The organism is Caloramator mitchellensis, from assembly GCF_001440545.1.
Lineage (GTDB): Bacteria > Bacillota > Clostridia > Clostridiales > Caloramatoraceae > Caloramator > Caloramator mitchellensis.
In genome coordinates this window covers 14038-32503 of the sequence record NZ_LKHP01000006.1, presented here as the reverse complement: position 1 = coordinate 32503, position 18466 = coordinate 14038, and the positions used below count along the sequence as shown (strand labels likewise).

Genomic DNA, 18466 nt, shown 5'->3' with positions numbered 1-18466 from the left:
AGGTTGGATTGCTTTGAAAAAAGTTTATACAATCATTTTATTTATAATGATATTTACTTCAACAAGCAAGGTTTGTTTTTCGAAAGTTCCTGTTCCTGCATTGAATTTAAATTGCGTTTCAGCAACTGTCATTGATCAAGAATCAGGAAGAATTTTATATAGCAAAAACGGAAATAAAATTTTGCCAATGGCTAGCACGACAAAAATTATGACAGCAATAATTGCAATAGAAAAGGGGAAATTAAACGATGTTGTAACAGTTTCAACAAAAGCTGCCTCGGTTTCTGGCTCCTCCGCAGGATTAAAGGCAGGTGAAAAGGTTACGTTGGAGGAACTATTGTATGGTCTAATGCTTGAGTCTGGCAATGATGCTGCAGTAGCAATAGCAGAACATATTGGTGGCAATGTAACTAATTTTATTCGAATGATGAATAACAAAGCAATTGAATTAGGGGCCTTAAATACAAGCTTTGTAACCCCCCATGGACTTGATGCAGAAGATCATTTTACAACTGCAAATGACCTTGCAAAAATATCTGCATATGCAATGCGAAACGAAGTATTTTCAAAAATTGTAGCTACAAAGGATATATCCTATGGAGTATCAGGACAGTTCAAAAGAAATTATACCAATATAAATAAATTCTTATTTAGGGTGGATAATTCAGATGGAATTAAGACCGGATTTACAGGAAATGCAGGAAAATGTTTAGTTGCTTCTGTAAGACACAAATTTGGCAGATATATATGTGTAGTATTAAATAGTGGAGATAGATGGAAGGATGCCGAGAAACTTGTAAAATATGCTACAGAAAATTATAAATTTATTAAAATTGCTGAAAAGGAAGAGATAATTAAAAGTTTATTTGTTTACGGAGGAAATAGCAGAAATATATTAATACAGGCAAAGGATGAGTTGTTTTTACCTATTAAGAAAGAAGAAAAGGATAAGATAAATGTTGAACTGTATGTGCCATCTGTTATGTTTGCACCTATTGCAAAAAATGAAATAGTTGGAAATTTAGTCGTAAGATTAGATAAGGATATTATAGCAAAGTATCCTTTATATAGCGATAGAGAAGTTAAAAGAAAAAATTTCTTTGACATAATTAAAGATATATTTAATTATTATTAACACCCATTTGGGTGTTTTTTTTGTAACCATTTTATTATTAAGTGAATATTTTAATTATATGGAAAGGGGGGAGTTAAGTTGTTTAGATATATTGATTGCATCGATGCTGGAACAGAGTTTTGTCCCTGCAATCTTGCAGACACAGGAGAATGCATAATCTGTTCACAACTAAGAGGTAAAACATTTTGTGATTGCTTAAACTGGAAAGGGAGTTGCATTTTTCAGGAGTATTATTGGAACCATAATAAAAGTAAAAAAGTTAGAGAATTTGCTGAATATGTAGTAGTGGATAAGAAATATATAAGGGACGATTTGATAAAATTTGATATTCAAGTTAATGCACATCTGGCAAGGCAATTGAATTCAATTGGTTCTTATGTTTTTTTAAAAAACCCAAAGTCCCCTGAATTTTTTTCAACTCCTATTTCAATAATGAAGAGCAATTTAAAGAACAACCAAATAACTGTGGTTGTAAAAATTATTGGTGTAAAGACTAAGAACTTGGGACTAGCAGGTGACAAAATATTATTAAAGGGTCCATACTGGAATGGCATTCAAGGACAAGTGTTTCTAAAAGGTTTAAAAAACTCAACGTTATTTATAGCAGCAAGGGGAGTTGCAGCTGCACCGGCACTAATGGTTGCAAAAAAACTAAAACTTAAAGGAAATGAAATAATAGTTGCGTTAGATGTAGGAAGACATTCAGAGAATTTTGCAAAAAAAGATTTTACTGACTTGGGTTGCAAAATAATAGATGTTAGCATGGTAGATTATAGCAAATATAGCTTAAAAGAGGAGTTTATAAAAATTATTGCAGAGTTAAAGAAAAAATACGAATTTAAAGTTATCCTTTCAGCAGGCAGTGATGAATTTCATGAATTATTATTAAATCATTTATATCAATTTGACAATAGTTTAAAATTTGCAACAGTGAATAATGGAATAATTACATGCGGTGAAGGCGTTTGTGGAAGCTGTGAGGCTAAACTTCATAATCATTTAATTAAAACATGCAAACAGCAATACAATCCAGCAGAATTATTTATTAAGCCTAAAGGAGAGGTTTAATATGAGAATAATAGTTATTGGCGGTGGATGGGCAGGATGTGCTGCAGCACTTCAGGCAAAGAAATGTGGCGCAGAAGTTTTATTAATTGAAAAAACAGACTTACTATTAGGGCTTGGTAATGTTGGTGGAATTATAAGGAACAATGGGAGATTTACTGCAGCTGAGGAGATGATAGCACTAGGTGGTGGAGATTTATTTAAAATTGCAGACAATTGTGCAAGGCATAAAAATGTTGATTTCCCAGGCCATAAACATGCAACTTTATATGATGTTAATAGGATAGAGCCTGAAGTAAGAAATTATCTATATTCAAAGGGGGTAAACGTAATATTTGAAACAAGAGTTGTTGATGTTGGAACTGAAGGCAATAGAATAAAATCTATATATTTGTTTGATGGAACAGAAATAGAAGGTGATGTGTTTGTAGAAACTACTGGTTCTACAGGACCTATTGGTAACTGCTTAAGGTATGGTCAAGGATGCTCAATGTGCATATTGCGTTGTCCGTCTTATGGTCCTAGGATAAGTATTTCGATGAGAGCAGGAGTAGAAGACATACAAGGACTAAGAGGAGATGAAAGTTTTGGCGCAATGAGCGGGTCGTGCAAACTTGTAAAGGAAACATTATCTGAAGATATTCAAGAAAAACTAAACAAGGATGGAGTTGTTGTTTTACCAGTTCCAAAAGAAGATATAAACGTTGAAAAATTAAACATGAAGGTATGTCAGCAGTATGCATTGAAAGAGTTTGCTGAGAACATTGTTTTATTAGATACCGGGCATGCAAAACTTATGACGAGCTATTATCCCTTAGAAAAGCTGAGAAAGATTCCTGGGCTTGAAAAGGCAAAATTTGTTGATCCATATTCTGGTGGTAAGGCTAATTCAATTAGATATTTGTCCATGGCACCAAGGGAAAATACAATGAAGGTATGCGGGTTAGATAATTTATTCGTTGGAGGAGAAAAAAGCGGTCTATTTGTTGGCCATACAGAGGCAATTGTAACAGGAACACTAGCAGGCTATAATGCTGTAAGGGCAGGATTGGGGCTAAATCTTGTTGAATTGCCAATTACACTTGCTGTTGGCGACATAATAAACCATGAAAATGAGATGAAAAAATCAATAGAAGGCTTAAAATTAAGGTATACATTTGCTGGAGCTAACTATTTTGAAAGAATGAAAAAATTAGGGCTTTATACAACAAATGTTGAAGAAATTAGGAATCGTGTAAGGTCATTAATGCTTGAAAAATTTTTTGAAACTAGAATAATTTGAAAAATAAAACCCCATGTAGAAATCAATACATGGGGTTAAAATTAGTTTTCAACTGGCATAAAAGTTAGACCAAGAAGCCCTGGACCAGAATGAACACTTAAGGCTGGACTAACTTCATTTATTAGTATTTCTTTAACATTTTTTATTTCCTTAATTTTTTTTGCAAGTTCGATAGCTTCCAATTCAGCATTTGCATGCGGTATTCCAACGTTTACAAGAGTATTTTCGCAGGCAGATTTCAATTCATCTAGCATTTTTTGTATTGCTTGATTTTTACCTCTAACCTTTGCAAACATAAAATATTTTCCTAGTTCATCGATTGATATAACAGGTTTAATATTTAAGAGTGAACCAATTTTTGCTGAAAAACTACTTATTCTTCCACCCTTTTTCAAATATTCAAGAGTGTCTACAATAAAGAATCCTTTTGTTTTATGCCTAAGGTTTTCTAATATTTCGACTATCTTTTCAAAATTAACGTTTTGGCTCACAAGTTTTGCTGCTTCTAATACTAAGTGCCCTAATCCTGTGGATAATATTTTAGAATCAATTACTGAAATTTTTAAATCTTCTATTTCTTTTTCAATTAGTTTAAACATATCGTATGTCCCACTTAATCCAGAAGAGATAGTTATAGCAATGCAGTGGGTAAATCCTTTTTCTTTTAACTCATTAAATTTATTCAACACATCTGATGGAGAAGGCATTGATGTTTTTGGTATTTCACTATCTAGATTTGAATATATCTCTTGAGGTGTAATGTCAACTCCGTCTCTGTATTCTTTATCATTATAGATTATTCTTAAAGAAACAACGTTTATTCCGAATTTATTAAGCAAATCTTTTGGAATATCACATGAACTATCTGTAAGAAGAGCAATTTTTTCCATAAACAACCTCCTATTATTTTGAGGTTATTATATCATTTTTTAGGTATTCATGCTATATAAAATTATAAATGTTTAGAAATATTAAAAAATGGGGATTAAATCCCCATTTATCTTCCCATACCCCTTCTTTCTTGTTTTCTTGCTTTTCTGCATTTTGGACATCTAACAGGTTCATTTTCAAATCCTTTTTCTTTGTAAAATGCCTGCTCTCCTTCCGTAAAAACAAATTCCTTTCCACATTCTTTACATAAAAGATTTTTGTCTGACATAAGTAAACCTCCTAAGATTAAATTAGTTACATTAGTAATATTTCCAAAACTTATGAAAATATACAACTAATTATATAAAATATTGAAATATTAGGGAATTAATGTTAAAATGATTTTGATTATTTTGTAAGGAGAAATAAAATGATAGAAAGAAGCGTATCTTTCAAAAAGCTAGCAGTTTTGTTATTGTTTTTTATTGCTATGGTAAGCTTTATAATTCATTATAAAATATATAATATGGCTAATCTTAAGTCTTATGTTTTATCATTTGGAAATACTGCACCTGTTATTTTCTTGGTCTTATGCACTGTTAGACCTTTAATTTTGCTCCCCGTAGGTATATTTTCAGCTTTGGGTGGGTTGTTATTTGGGGCTTTTGTTGGAACTTTGTATACATTAATAGGAAGCATAATAGGCTCAGTTATAGCCTATTATTTAGCAAGATTTTTTGGAAAGGATTTAGTTGAAAAATTATTAAATGGTAAATACAAAAGACTTGGGAAAAAGTCAAGAGAGCACGGTTTTTATGTCACCTTTATGCTTAGAGTAGTTCCAATACTTCCGTTTGATGCAGTAAGCTATATTTGCGGTTTATCTGATATTAGTATGAAGGATTATTTGTTAGGAACAATACTTGGGATAATTCCCGGAACTTTTATTTATAGTTATTTTGGCAGTTCTTTAAAAAATGTTATGTCTAAGGAGTTTTTTATAGCAATTTTGCTTCTTGTTTGTTTAGCACTAATACCTTTATTATACAAAAAAATTTCAAAAAACAATTTAGATGATATAGATTTTGAAAATGAAGATAACAGTGAAATCAGTTGACAAATTTTATTAAATCTTTATAATTAACATATGAAGGGGAGTAACTCGGCAAATTGCCTTAGTCGGTCGTCAATACGGCAAATGCCCGGTCGGCTAGCAAGATTTACTTGTGAGTAAGACCTTTATCTATGTTTTTCATGGATAAAGGTCTTTTTTAATTGACAAAATAATTACGGGAGGTTTTGGAATGAAGGCATTTTATGCAAAAACAAAGGAAGAAGTATTTAACGAATTAAACACGAGCGATAGGGGCTTAACAAACGATGAAGTTAAAAAAAGAATAGAAGAATATGGATTTAACGAGTTTAAGGAAAAGAAAACTAGAACGACATTTCAAAAGTTTATGGACCAATTCAAGGACTTTTTAGTATTGATACTTATTGGAGCCGCTATAATTTCAGGATTTGTAGGAGAAGTTGCTGATTCGATTATAATATTGTTAGTTGTAATTATTAATGCAACTTTAGGTGTAATTCAGGAAAATAAAGCAGAAGAATCGCTCAAGGCACTTAAAAAGATGGCCGCTCCACTCGCGCATGTAATAAGAAATGGTATTTCCTTGGAAATACCTGTAAGAGAAATTGTTCCCGGAGATTTAGTGGTTCTTGAAGCTGGTAGATACGTTCCAGCTGATTTAAGATTGATTGAAACATCTAATCTTAAAATTGAAGAATCATCATTGACAGGTGAATCTGTTCCTGTAGAAAAAAATGACAGAGCTTTGGATAGTGAAAACATAGGCATAGGTGACAGAAAGAATATGGCCTTTATGTCTTCTATGGTTACATATGGAAGAGGAAAAGGTATTGTTGTTGCTACAGGAATGAAAACCGAGATAGGTAAAATAGCAGATATGCTTGCTAATGTAGAGGAAGAGCAGACACCACTACAAATTAAATTAGAAGAAGCCGGAAAGTGGATGGGTATAGCTGCGCTTGTAATATGCGGAATCATGTTTATCGTAGGTATATTAAAGGGGAAAGAATTGCTTGAAATGTTTATGACTTCTATTTCGCTTGCTGTTGCTGCTATACCAGAAGGATTGCCTGCTGTAGTAACAATAGTTTTAGCTGTTGGTGTTCAAAAGATGATAAAACGTAACGCTATTATAAGAAAACTTCCTGCAGTTGAGACTTTAGGATGTGCAACTGTTATTTGCTCAGATAAAACAGGAACGTTAACACAAAATAAAATGACAGTAAAAAGAATTTATACAATAAACGGTTTTGCTGATGATATTACTGATGCAAAAAAAGTAATATACATTTCAAATTTATGCAACGATACAAAAATTGTCGATGAAGATGGTAAGTATAAAACAATAGGAGACCCAACTGAAACGGCATTGATAGATATGGCTTTTTCAGTAGGCATTGACAAGAGAAAACTTGATGAGGAATATGTAAGAATCGAGGAAATACCATTTGACTCTGATAGAAAGCTCATGACTACCTTCAATAAAAATGGAGACAAAATAGAAGTAAATACAAAAGGTGCACCGGACATACTTCTTTCAAGGTGTAAATATGTGTTGGATGGAGATAAAATTAGAGAAATAACTAATGAGGATTTGGAAAATATTAAAAACGCAAATGAGGAAATGGCAAAAAATGCACTTAGAGTTTTAGCTGCTGGATATAAAGTAGTGGATAAAGTTGAAATTGAAAGTGCAGAAAATGATTTGATTTTTGCAGGACTTATTGGAATGATAGACCCACCAAGAGAAGAGGCAAAAGACGCAGTGCATGTATGTAAAACTGCAGGAATAAAGCCTGTTATGATTACAGGTGACCATAAATCTACAGCCATTGCTATCGCAAAGGAATTAGGGATATTAAATGATGAAAGTGAAGCTATAACTGGTGCTGAACTTGAAAAAATGTCAGACGATGAGTTGTTCAACAATGTTAAGAAATATAGCGTTTATGCAAGAGTATCTCCAGAACATAAGGTTAGAATTGTTGAAGCATGGAAGAAAAATGGTCAGATTGTTGCTATGACAGGTGACGGAGTAAACGATGCACCAGCTTTAAAAACTGCGAATATAGGTGCTGCAATGGGGATTACCGGAACAGACGTTGCTAAGGAAGCTGCTGATATGGTTTTAACAGATGACAATTTTGCAACGATTGTTTCTGCGGTTGAAGAAGGAAGAACAATTTATTCAAATATTAAAAAATCCATAAGTTATCTATTATCCTGCAACATCGGTGAAATAGTGACTTTATTTGTAGCGACGCTGCTCGGTTGGGCAGAACCACTGCTTCCAATCCACATTCTATGGGTTAATCTTGTTACTGATAGTTTACCAGCCCTAGCACTCGGAATGGAAGCGGCAGAACCAGGTGTAATGAAACAGCCACCAAGGGACCCAGATGAAGGTATATTCTCAAAGGGAGCCGGATTTAGAATATTGCTACAAGGTATATTTATAGGTGTTGTTACATTAATCGCTTATGTATACGGAGTAAATTATGGAAAGGCAAGAGGAATGTCATTTGACGAATATGAAATTTTAGGAAGAACTATGGCTTTCTTTACACTAAGTTTATCACAGCTTGTTCATGCGTTTAACAACAGGTATGAGACAAAATCAGTATTAGTTAATGGAATTTTTAAGAACAAGTATTTAAACCTTGCAGCTACAGCATCATTTATAATTCAATTAATAGTTTTAGCATCACCATTCCTTAGAAATATATTTAAGGTGACATTATTAAATGGAGAACAAATAATGGTTGTTGCAGCTTGCTCCATAGCACCACTATTTGCTGTTGAAATTGCAAAATTTATAAGAAAACAAAAATAAAGCATTTTAAAAAATATTAAATGCGTTGCCGTTAAAACGTTGTAAATTGATTTATAGGTTAATTTAAAGAGCCTCATGAAATGATTTCTAAAGGCGCCTCTCATGAGCCTTAGTAACTCTTACTTTTCGACTTTTCAAATGTCTGTAATTTTGAACAGGACGTTCAAAGCCGAGCGGACGACATGGATGTCGTCTCGCGAGGGTAAGACATTTGAAAACAAAGAAAAGTTTAGAGTTACTTGGCGAAATGAGCGAAGCCCAGGAAATCATTCATGAGGCTTAATAATATGACTTACACAATTTATCTCTGTTTTAGCGGCAACAATTATTTCTGAAATTTTGTTTTCAAAAAATTATTGACAATTTCAAAAAAACGAATAATATAATTATGAAATAATAATTTTGAAATTGTATCGATACAACAGGAGGGGTATTATGCAAAACAACAAATTAAGAAAAATAATCTATTCGGCATTAGGAATTGCGATTGTATTTATCGCTACTATTTTTATCAAGATACCTTATGTAAAAGGCTATATCAACTTTGGTGATATTTTCATTTTTGTAATAGGTTCTGTTTTTGGAAGCAGCGTAGGCATGATTGCCGGTGGTTTAGGTTCGGCACTTGCGGATGTTTATCTGACTTACACAATCTATGCACCAGCAACTTTGGTTATAAAGGGCATCGAAGGATTTGTAGCTGCAAAATTGTTTCAAAAATTTGAAGCACAAAACAACAAGCTTATGATGTATGTTTCATATTTCATAGCAGGAATTTGGATGGCATTTGGATATTTGATTTATGAAACTTTCCTTTACGGATTTGCAACTGCTGTTGCATCAGTTCCAGGTAATTTGTTTCAAGGTATAATAAGCGCAATTGTGGCAATCCCATTAATTAGTATGATTAAAGCTGTGTATAAAAGATGATAATTTAATAATATTGGACTTTAAATCCCTATGAATATTTCATGGGGATTATTTTATTTAATGTGATGATTATTATAACTAAGTTTTGGCAAAAATATTAGTGGAGGTGATATTTTGCTTAACAGAATTAGGGATAGAAGAATTGAAAGGAATGGAATATATGAATTGACTTTGCAAATACCAGAAGATGAGTATTTTAGCGTATATGATAGCGTTACAGAATACAGCGCTACGGAGATAGTAGGGAATTATCTTGCTAAGTATCAGGATGACGCAAGATTTGATAATGTCAGAATAAAGCATAACAAAAACGGTCATGTCGTTGATATTAAAGCAGAACTACGATATGTTGACAACGACCATACTGATGCTAGTCCTGTTCCTGATATGCTCAATAAAACAAGACCTTAGTGGAGGTTTATATGTATCTAACATACCTGCTTATTTTTTATCTATTTGGGATTGCTTTATTTTTTGAATGGAGTATCTTTCTGTTAAGTGCAGCGATTACTGCACTTTTTTTAGTAATCTATTATAAAAAGGAGCTTTTTATTTTTGCTGTATTATTTGTATTACTAGGAATAATTACGGCCTATTCAAAAGAAAAGATTGTAGAAAACAAAATCCATTCACTTGAAAAATTTTATTATTATGAAGGGTTTATTAATGAAAAATACGATGATTATTTTCTATTAAACAATACAAAATCAGATTACAAAATAATAGTATTGATAAAAGAAAAAGCTGATATAAATCCTGGGGATTATGTGACTATAAGTGGCAAATTTGAAGATAATCAAATCTATAAAAATAATTATTATTTTTCAAAAAATATATTTGGTAGGGTAAAAGTAGATAAAATTGAAAAAATAAAAGGGGGAAATTATTTAATATCTAAGTTGATAAAAATTAAATACGACACCATTAACAAATTAATTGAGATAGATAAAAAAGGCGGAGCATTTGTTGCAGCACTTTTGTTTGGATATACAAATGAATTTGATTTAGAAACAAAAGAAAAATTTACTCAGCTAGGTATTTCCCATATACTTGCTGTATCAGGGTTTAATCTCGGAATTATTTATTTGTTTATTAATGCAGTTTTAAAAAAGATGCCATTTTATCTTAGAAAATCAATATCTATACTTTTTTGTTTGGCGTGGGTGATTCTATCATCCTTTGAACCATCGATTGTCAGAGCTTTTATTATGCTACTGCTGCTAAATGTAGCAAGAATTATAAAAAGACAATCTGTAAGCATTAACAATTTATCTGCCGCTGCAATAATAATGACTCTTATCAATCCTTATTTAATATACAACACTGGTTTCATTTTATCATTTTCTGCAACTGCTGGAATTCTGGTTTTAAGTAAGCAGGTTGAAAATAAATTAAAGGGATTAAAAATATTAAAAGATGAAGTTTCCATAAGCGTTGCAGCATTTTTATCAACTTTGCCTATAATTATATATTTAAAAGGATATTTTTCTATAATAACTATTCCTTTAAATATTTTAATAAGCCCTATTATTTTTATTATAACAATACTAGCTTTTGCCATGACTTTTTTTTACATTTTAACTTCACTTCAATTTTTATTATATCCCCCGCTAATGCTAAGCAGATTTTTTGTTTTACTAATCGATGGATTAGCTAAATTTAACGCAAATATCTACTTAAAAGGCAGTTTTGCAGTTTTAATTGTATTATATATCTTAATTGCATTAAATTTAGATATCATTAAACTAAAAAAAATAAAATATGCTAATTTAATATTAACAATTATATTGTTTATTTCGATTTTTGCTCCGAATAATAAACTAAGTATAACCATTTTAAATGTTGGGCAGGGAGATAGTATTTTTATTGAAACTCCAAACAGACACTCTATTTTAATTGATACAGGACCTAAAATATCAGATTATACAGCTGCACGGGATAGAATACTCCCATACATTAGAAAAAGAGGATATAACAAAATCAATTTATTAATTATTACTCACACACATAACGACCACTTTGGAGGCTTTGAATATATTAATGGCCATATAAATGTGGATAAAATATTGACAGCTGCAGTATTAAAAAATAACATAGAGTATGTTAATATTATTAAAGGAGATAAAATTATTGTCGACGGTGTAGAGCTTAATATACTTTATCCTAAAGGATATATTGAAACCGATGAGAAAAATGAGAATGCATTAATATTTAGACTTGTATATAAGGATTTTTCAATGCTTTTGCCTTCAGATGCCGACCTTGATGAGATAAAAAATGATTATACAAATTACGACATAATACAGCTTCCACACCATGGTTCGATAGCATCCATGGGAATTGAAACTGCTTTGAAATATAAATTCGATACAGCAGTTATTTCCGTTGGAAAAAATAATTTTGGACATCCTTCGGATAAATTGTTAGATTATCTTAATAAAAAGAAAATAAAATATTATAGAACTGACTTGAATGGTAATATTTTAATTTCAACTGATGGGAAAAAATATATAGTAAAAGGTGATTATGATGCTAACCAATGATTTAAAGGAGTTTGAAAGAGAGTTTCAAAATCATAATGTATTTATTATAGGGGGGATAGAAAAGGATTTTATAAAAAACAGCATAAGAAAAATTTATACTCTTGTTGATTCTAAAGAAACCGATATAAGAATTTTAGATGCTGAAACTGCAGATTTTGAAGAGATTAAAAATGCATGTTTTACAACAACTTTTTTTCAGAGTAGAAAGATAGTTCATATAAAAAAACTTAACGTTATTGGAATAAGTGATAATGAAAAGAATGCAGTTGATAAAAATTTAGTTAAAAACATTATAGAAATAGTTAAATCATTGCCTGATGATACAGTTTTATTAATTACAGTTGAATTGCCACTGGATTTGAATAATCAGCTATGCAAGGTTGTTCAGGAGATAGGTGTGGTTGCAGACTACACATGGTCTAAGCAGGATTTACCAAACTATGTTGACAAAATGTTAAATAAAAACGGGAAAAAAATAGGGAAAGCAGAGATTAATTATTTTTTAGATGCAATTAATTATTCACAAGATTACGTAAAGAGCGAAGTGGATAAACTAATAGATGTTTCGATTAACGAAGAAAAAATAACAAATGAAATGATAGATAGCATTGTAACAAGGACTGTTGAAAGCAATGTATTTAAGATGGTAGACAGCATTGGCAGAAAGGACGCTCAATCGGCTATTTCTATATTAACCAACTTAATCAACCAAAATGAACCTATTCTAAAAATACTTACTATGATCACACGGCAATTTAGGCTCCTATATTTATTGAAGAGTATAGAGGAAAGAAACAGAAATATCTCAGAGGAAGAGGCGTTGAAAAAATTAGGGCTTGATTTAAAGAGGCGATTTATTCTAAGGAATTTAAGAACTCAAAATCAAAAGTTTTCAAAGAATGAGCTTGTTAAATGTCTTAATTTATGCCTCGAAACGGATTTTAATATAAAATCAGGTAAGAATAGCGACGGAAATCTTGCTATGGAACTTTTAATTTTAAACATTTGCAAATAAAAAACACCCTTTAAGGGTGTTTTAATTATTGATTAGCTACTTTGTTTAACTTAAGAGTAAGTCTTGACTTATGTCTTGCAGCAGCGTTTTCGTGTATAACTCCCTTAGCAGCTGCCTGGTCAATCTTTCTTACTGCTTCAACAAGTAAAGCCTTAGCCTCATCAATATTTCCGCCGTTTAAAGCTAATTCGAACTTCTTAATTGCAGTTCTCATTGATGATTTAATCATTCTGTTTCTAAGTGTTCTTCTTTCTGTAACTTGTATTCTCTTTAAGGCTGATTTTATGTTTGCCATTGCCTACCCTCCTCGATTTCGTATTTTTATTTTTAGCAGATGGGGAATCTGCGAAGGAGTCTTAAGTATTACAACAAATGATATTATAACATTAATGGGTAAGCATTTCAAGTAAATTATACCTTAAAAATTAAATATTTTATGAAGGTATAGTAATTTTTAGAATGGAAAATATATAAATAGAAAAAATTAAAGAGGTGGTAATATGTTTAATGTCAGGACTGACCTTGCAATTGAAGCACGAGAAATATACAAAGAGGGAAGCAATAGGGAAGTCCCTGGGGTATCAGTTGATGTTAATGAGGATGATGAGGATATTAGAATTACTGTGGTTAAGGTTTTAGACGAAAAGGGCGCAAAAATAATAGGAAAACCAATTGGAAGCTATATTACAATGGAGGTTCCAGGAATTAGACATTATGATGCTGAATTTCACGATAGATTAGGCAAATCTCTTGCTAAGCAGCTTGTGGATTTAATCAAGCTTAAGAAAGACGGAACTGCACTTGTTGTAGGTCTTGGAAATTGGAATGTGACTCCAGATTCGCTTGGACCAAAGGTTATATCAAAACTATTTGTAACAAGACACTTAAAACAGTATATGCCGCAATACTTAGAAGAAGGCATCAATCCACTTTGTGCAATATCACCTGGAGTTCTTGGTATAACAGGAATTGAAACTGCGGAAATAATCCAAGGAGTAGTTGAAAAGGTTAAACCCGATGTAATAATCGCCATAGATGCGCTTTCATCAAGAAAAATGGAAAGAGTAGTGACAACAATTCAAATAGGGGATACGGGAATAAATCCAGGTTCAGGTGTTGGCAATAGGAGAATGGAACTGTCTCAAAGCACTTTAGGAGTTCCAGTTATCGCAATTGGGGTTCCAACTGTTGTAGATGCTGCAACTCTTGCAAATGATACAATAGATTTAATGATTGATAATCTAATAAAACAGAGCAAGAACAACAAGGATTTTTATAACATGTTAAAAAACGTAGATAAGAATGAAAAATATACTATGATTCGTCAGATTTTAAATCCATATATAGGCGATTTAATGGTAACTCCAAAGGAAATAGATAGTTTAATTGAAGATATCTCAAAAGTTATAGCAAACGCAATAAACATTGCGGTGCATCCAGGTGTTGAACTTAAGGATATAAATAAATATATACATTAAAGCCCATCCGTATATAGGATGGGTTTTTTGTATTAACTTTAAAATTTAAATCATATAAATATTACGAGTGAATTGCAAAGGGGAAGATGGGTATGCATAAGAGGTTAGATTGGAATTTAATTTTAGAAAATATAATTAAATTTATTATTGCACTTTGGGCTTTTAAGACGATGCTGTCGTTAATGTTTCCAGTAATACTATTAAGCTTAGGCGAGCAATATAAAAAGAACCTTTATACTTTTTTAATCAATAATTCAACAAATATTTTTACATATTATGATGTTGAGGAAGATAGTGAAAAAATAAATACATCAAGCATAATAATAAAATACCTAACTGGAATCGATATTTATGATTTAAAGAGTGTAATTGCACTTGAAATTCCACTGATAAATCAAATAGATAAGCAGATACTTCTTGCAAAAGAGGAAGGACCTGTAATCGTTGTCCCAAGAGTTGAAGAGGATTTAGACGATGAAGAAAAAATAGAACAAAATGAAGAGGAGCAGGATAAACAGCAGCAAACGGAAAATACAAATCAAAATGAAGACATTAAGGTGATAGATGAAAAAAATTTGAGCTCTCCTAAAAAGAAAAAATTGGACCCTCGAAAACCACTCGTTTTAATCTATCATACGCATACAACTGAAACATATAACAAGGATGGCAATGTTAAGAATTTTACAACCGATTCAAAGTATAATTTGATTAGAGTTGGGGATGAATTGAAGAAAGAACTTGAAGAAAAATACGGAATTGCAACAATACATGATACAACATATCATGATGTGCCAAAGAGAGAAGGGGCTTATTCTAAATCAAGACCTACAGTTCAAAAGTATCTAAAAAAATACAATACGTTTCAGATTATAATTGATTTGCATAGGGATGCAAGTGTTTCAAGAAGTAAAACTACTGCGATTATAAAGGATAAATCCTATGCAAGAGTTATGTTTGTGGTTGATACATTAAACAAAAATCATACTAAAAACAATATTACTACCTCCAAGATTAATGATACCCTTAATTTGCTTTATCCAGGGTTTTCGAGGGGAATAATGTATAAGCAGTCAAAGCTGCACTATAATCAGGACCTGTCATCTAAAATAATACTAATAGAGGTGGGCTCTACGGAAAATAGCCTTGAGGAAGCAATTAATACTGCACAAATACTTGCAAGGGCAATAGCACAAAACATTAATTAATCTTGCTTTTGTTTTATTTACAGATTTTAATATTTAATATATAATAATTTAATAGCGAATCAAAGGATGAAGTAAACGTATTCTACCACAAGGAGGATAACTATGCCAAGTGATAGACAAAAGAAGATTAGAAATTTTTGTATAATAGCACACATTGACCATGGTAAATCTACATTAGCGGATAGATTGATTGAGACAACTGGAACGCTTACTAAAAGAGAAATGGAAGACCAGGTTCTTGACACTATGGAGCTTGAAAAGGAACGTGGTATAACTATAAAGGCTCAGGCAATTCGTCTTGTTCATCATGCAGAAGATGGAGAGGAGTATATTTTAAACTTAATCGACACTCCAGGACATGTCGATTTTAACTATGAGGTTTCAAGAAGCCTTGCTGCATGCGAAGGGGCTCTTTTGGTTGTAGATGCTACACAGGGCATTCAGGCTCAGACGCTTGCTAACTGCTATCTGGCGCTTGACCACGATTTAGAGATTATACCAGTAATCAATAAGATTGATTTGCCAAGCGCAAGGCCTGATGAGATTAAAAAGGAAATAGAAGATATAATAGGACTTGATTGTTCAGATGCTCCACTCATTTCTGCAAAGGTTGGACTAGGTATAGAAGATGTTTTAAAGGCAATTGTTGAAAAGATTCCATGCCCAACTGAAGATGAAGATGCTCCATTGAGAGCTTTGATATTTGACAGTTATTACGACTCATATAAAGGAGTTATAAGCTATGTAAGGGTAAAGGAAGGAACTATTAAAAAAGGAATGAAGATAAAGCTTATGGCTTCTAAAAAGGAATATGAAGTAACTGAAGTAGGTATATTCAGACCTTCATATATGGAAGTAGAAGAGCTTAAGGCTGGCGATGTTGGATATGTTTGTGCAAGCATTAAAAATGTAAGGGATGCAAGAGTAGGGGATACTATAACTGAAGCGGGAAGAGAGGCAAGCGAGCCATTGCCGGGCTACAGACCAGCAATTCCTATGGTTTACTCAGGTTTTTATCCAACAGACAGTGCAAAATATGAGGAATTAAAGGAAGCACTTGAAAAACTGCAGCTTAATGATGCAGCGCTTGTCTTTGAGCCTGAAACATCAGTTGCATTGGGATTTGGATTTAGATGTGGATTCTTAGGGCTTTTACACATGGAAATTATACAGGAGAGACTTGAAAGGGAATACAACCTAGACCTTGTAACAACAGCACCAAGCGTTATTTATAAAATTACAAAGACTGACGGTGAAGTTATTGAGCTTACAAATCCAACAAATATGCCTTCTCCAACTGAAATAGACTATATGGAGGAGCCATATGTAAAGGCAACTATTATAACTCCTTCTGATTTTGTCGGAGCTGTAATGGACCTTTGCCAGAACAAAAGAGGCGAATTCAAGAATATGGAATATATTGAGACAACAAGAGTTATGCTTCACTATGAAATGCCGTTAAATGAAATAATATACGATTTCTTTGATGCATTGAAATCAAGAACAAAGGGGTATGCTTCACTAGATTATGAATTAATTGGATACAAGGAATCAGAACTTGTTAAGCTTGATATATTGTTAAATGGAGACATAGTTGATGCTCTATCCCAAATTGTTCCTAAGGAAAGAGCATATCAAAGAGGAAGAGCAATAGCTGAAAAACTTAAGGAAATAATTCCAAGGCAGTTGTTTGAAATACCAATTCAAGCTGCTGTAGGAGCAAAGATTATAGCAAGGGAAACAGTAAAAGCTATGCGCAAGGACGTTCTTGCTAAATGCTATGGAGGAGATATTTCGAGAAAGAAAAAGCTTCTTGAAAAGCAAAAGGAAGGTAAAAAGAGGATGAAGCAAATAGGAACTGTTGAAGTTCCGCAGGAAGCATTTATGGCTGTATTGAAGGTGGAATGATGGAAAGAGTGCTTTATGTTCATGTCCCATACTGCAAAAGAAAATGTTTGTATTGTGACTTTTATTCAATAACTGATTTTACTTCACAGGATATTTACATTGATGCTCTTTTAAAGGAAATAGACAGAATAGAAGAAATAAAATTAAAATCGATATTCATCGGTGGGGGAACCCCCACCGTTTTGTCTAATTTTAACCTTGAAAGACTATTGAAAAGGCTTTCGAAATTTAGTGCCGCTGAGTTTACAATAGAGGCAAATCCAGGAACAGTCGATATCGAAAAACTGTTGATTCTAAAGGACAATGGAGTAAACAGATTATCCTTTGGGCTTCAGACTGTTCAGGATAGACTCCTTGAAAGGTTAGGAAGGATACATTCGTTTGAAGAATTTTTGAAGAATTTTGAATTGGCCAGAAAAATAGGATTTAACAACATTAATGTTGATTTGATGTTTGACATACCTGGACAGACATTAGAAGATTGGAAGGAAACATTAAAAAGGATAACAGATTTAAGACCAGAACACATTTCCTGCTATAGTTTGATTATTGAAGAGGGAACCCAATTTTATGATTTGTTTGAAAAGGGCCAACTTGATATTGCAGATGAGGATATAGACAGAAGTATGTATCACTTTGCAATTGATTTTTTAAAGGAAAAAGGTTATGAACACTATGAGATATCAAATTTTTCATATCTCGGCTTTGAATGCATCCACAATTTAACCTATTGGAACGAAGAGGAATACTATGGCGTTGGAGCAGCGGCCCATTCGTTTATCGACCACTATAGATATTCAAATGCTGCTGATATAAAAAGATATATACAAGATGTTGAAAAAAATATTTATGAGGATAAAACATTTATATCGACAGAAGAGGAAATGTCTGAATTTATGTTTTTAGGATTACGAAAAATACAAGGAGTTTCAAAAAAGGTATTTACACAGAGATTTAATAAAGATATTATTAATGTGTATGGTAATGTATTGGAAGAATTGATAAAAAAGGAACTGGTAATAGACGATGGTAAATATATAAAGCTTACTACCAAAGGACTTGATGTTGCAAATTATGTTTTCGAAAAGTTTATATAATCGGGGGGATTA

At 32.3% G+C, this 18466-nt stretch carries 16 protein-coding genes; 13 read left to right on the top strand and 3 right to left on the bottom strand.

Features of this window, described 5'->3' with window-relative positions; translation table 11 throughout:
* Nucleotides 1-13 precede the first annotated feature (13 nt).
* The 3 genes from ABG79_RS06375 (at nt 14) to ABG79_RS06365 (ending at nt 3482) form a co-directional block, all read left to right on the top strand.
* On the top strand, nt 14-1135 hold the full coding sequence (locus ABG79_RS06375; protein ID WP_057978316.1) for a D-alanyl-D-alanine carboxypeptidase family protein: 1122 nt from the start codon (nt 14-16) through the stop codon (nt 1133-1135).
* A gap of 78 nt (nt 1136-1213) precedes the next feature.
* Nucleotides 1214-2203, top strand: a complete 990-nt coding sequence (locus ABG79_RS06370) for a sulfide/dihydroorotate dehydrogenase-like FAD/NAD-binding protein (protein WP_057978314.1) — start codon at nt 1214-1216, stop codon at nt 2201-2203.
* 1 nt (nt 2204) lies between these two features.
* Complete coding sequence (locus tag ABG79_RS06365) at nt 2205-3482, top strand: FAD-dependent oxidoreductase (RefSeq protein ID WP_057978312.1); 1278 nt, start codon at nt 2205-2207, stop codon at nt 3480-3482.
* 41 nt (nt 3483-3523) lie between these two features.
* Here ABG79_RS06365 and ABG79_RS06360 read toward each other — a convergent pair whose 3' ends face one another.
* Complete coding sequence (locus tag ABG79_RS06360; RefSeq protein WP_057978311.1) at nt 3524-4372, bottom strand: DegV family protein; 849 nt, start codon at nt 4370-4372, stop codon at nt 3524-3526.
* A 107-nt stretch (nt 4373-4479) separates the two neighbouring features.
* Complete coding sequence (locus tag ABG79_RS06355) at nt 4480-4641, bottom strand: zinc-ribbon domain-containing protein (RefSeq protein ID WP_057978309.1); 162 nt, start codon at nt 4639-4641, stop codon at nt 4480-4482.
* A gap of 141 nt (nt 4642-4782) precedes the next feature.
* Between ABG79_RS06355 and ABG79_RS06350 the strand changes: the two genes are divergently transcribed.
* The 6 genes from ABG79_RS06350 to holA all read left to right on the top strand — a co-directional run bounded on the left by ABG79_RS06350 (nt 4783) and on the right by holA (nt 12766).
* Complete coding sequence (locus tag ABG79_RS06350; RefSeq protein ID WP_057978307.1) at nt 4783-5469, top strand: TVP38/TMEM64 family protein; 687 nt, start codon at nt 4783-4785, stop codon at nt 5467-5469.
* Between the two features lie 187 nt (nt 5470-5656).
* The gene (locus ABG79_RS06345; protein WP_057978305.1) at nt 5657-8278 is read left to right on the top strand and encodes a calcium-transporting P-type ATPase, PMR1-type; all 2622 of its coding nucleotides are present in this window, start codon (nt 5657-5659) and stop codon (nt 8276-8278) included.
* Between the two features lie 435 nt (nt 8279-8713).
* Nucleotides 8714-9208 (top strand): ECF transporter S component, encoded by a 495-nt coding sequence (locus ABG79_RS06340; RefSeq protein ID WP_057978303.1) that lies wholly within the window; start codon nt 8714-8716, stop codon nt 9206-9208.
* Nucleotides 9209-9322: 114 nt separating this feature from the next.
* Nucleotides 9323-9619, top strand: coding sequence for a hypothetical protein (locus tag ABG79_RS06335; protein ID WP_057978302.1), 297 nt, complete (start codon nt 9323-9325; stop codon nt 9617-9619).
* A gap of 11 nt (nt 9620-9630) precedes the next feature.
* Nucleotides 9631-11751: a DNA internalization-related competence protein ComEC/Rec2 gene (locus tag ABG79_RS06330; RefSeq protein ID WP_057978300.1), complete on the top strand. Its 2121-nt coding sequence runs from the start codon at nt 9631-9633 to the stop codon at nt 11749-11751.
* Nucleotides 11738-12766, top strand: coding sequence for a DNA polymerase III subunit delta (holA, locus tag ABG79_RS06325; RefSeq protein ID WP_057978298.1), 1029 nt, complete (start codon nt 11738-11740; stop codon nt 12764-12766). Before ABG79_RS06330 ends, holA begins: the two co-directional genes overlap by 14 nt.
* A gap of 25 nt (nt 12767-12791) precedes the next feature.
* Here holA and rpsT read toward each other — a convergent pair whose 3' ends face one another.
* On the bottom strand, nt 12792-13061 hold the full coding sequence (rpsT, locus tag ABG79_RS06320; protein ID WP_057978296.1) for a 30S ribosomal protein S20: 270 nt from the start codon (nt 13059-13061) through the stop codon (nt 12792-12794).
* Between the two features lie 205 nt (nt 13062-13266).
* On the opposite strand from rpsT, the gene gpr reads away from it, so the two are divergent.
* From gpr to hemW, 4 genes are all read left to right on the top strand, one after another.
* Nucleotides 13267-14244 (top strand): GPR endopeptidase, encoded by a 978-nt coding sequence (gene gpr / locus ABG79_RS06315; RefSeq protein ID WP_057978293.1) that lies wholly within the window; start codon nt 13267-13269, stop codon nt 14242-14244.
* 92 nt (nt 14245-14336) lie between these two features.
* Entirely contained in the window at nt 14337-15449 is a 1113-nt protein-coding gene (spoIIP, locus tag ABG79_RS06310) for a stage II sporulation protein P (RefSeq protein ID WP_057978291.1), read from the top strand.
* 102 nt (nt 15450-15551) lie between these two features.
* Nucleotides 15552-17357: a translation elongation factor 4 gene (lepA, locus tag ABG79_RS06305; RefSeq protein WP_057978289.1), complete on the top strand. Its 1806-nt coding sequence runs from the start codon at nt 15552-15554 to the stop codon at nt 17355-17357.
* Entirely contained in the window at nt 17357-18454 is a 1098-nt protein-coding gene (hemW, locus tag ABG79_RS06300; RefSeq protein WP_341408575.1) for a radical SAM family heme chaperone HemW, read from the top strand. The genes lepA and hemW overlap by 1 nt, the downstream gene beginning before the upstream one ends.
* Nucleotides 18455-18466: the final 12 nt, after the last annotated feature.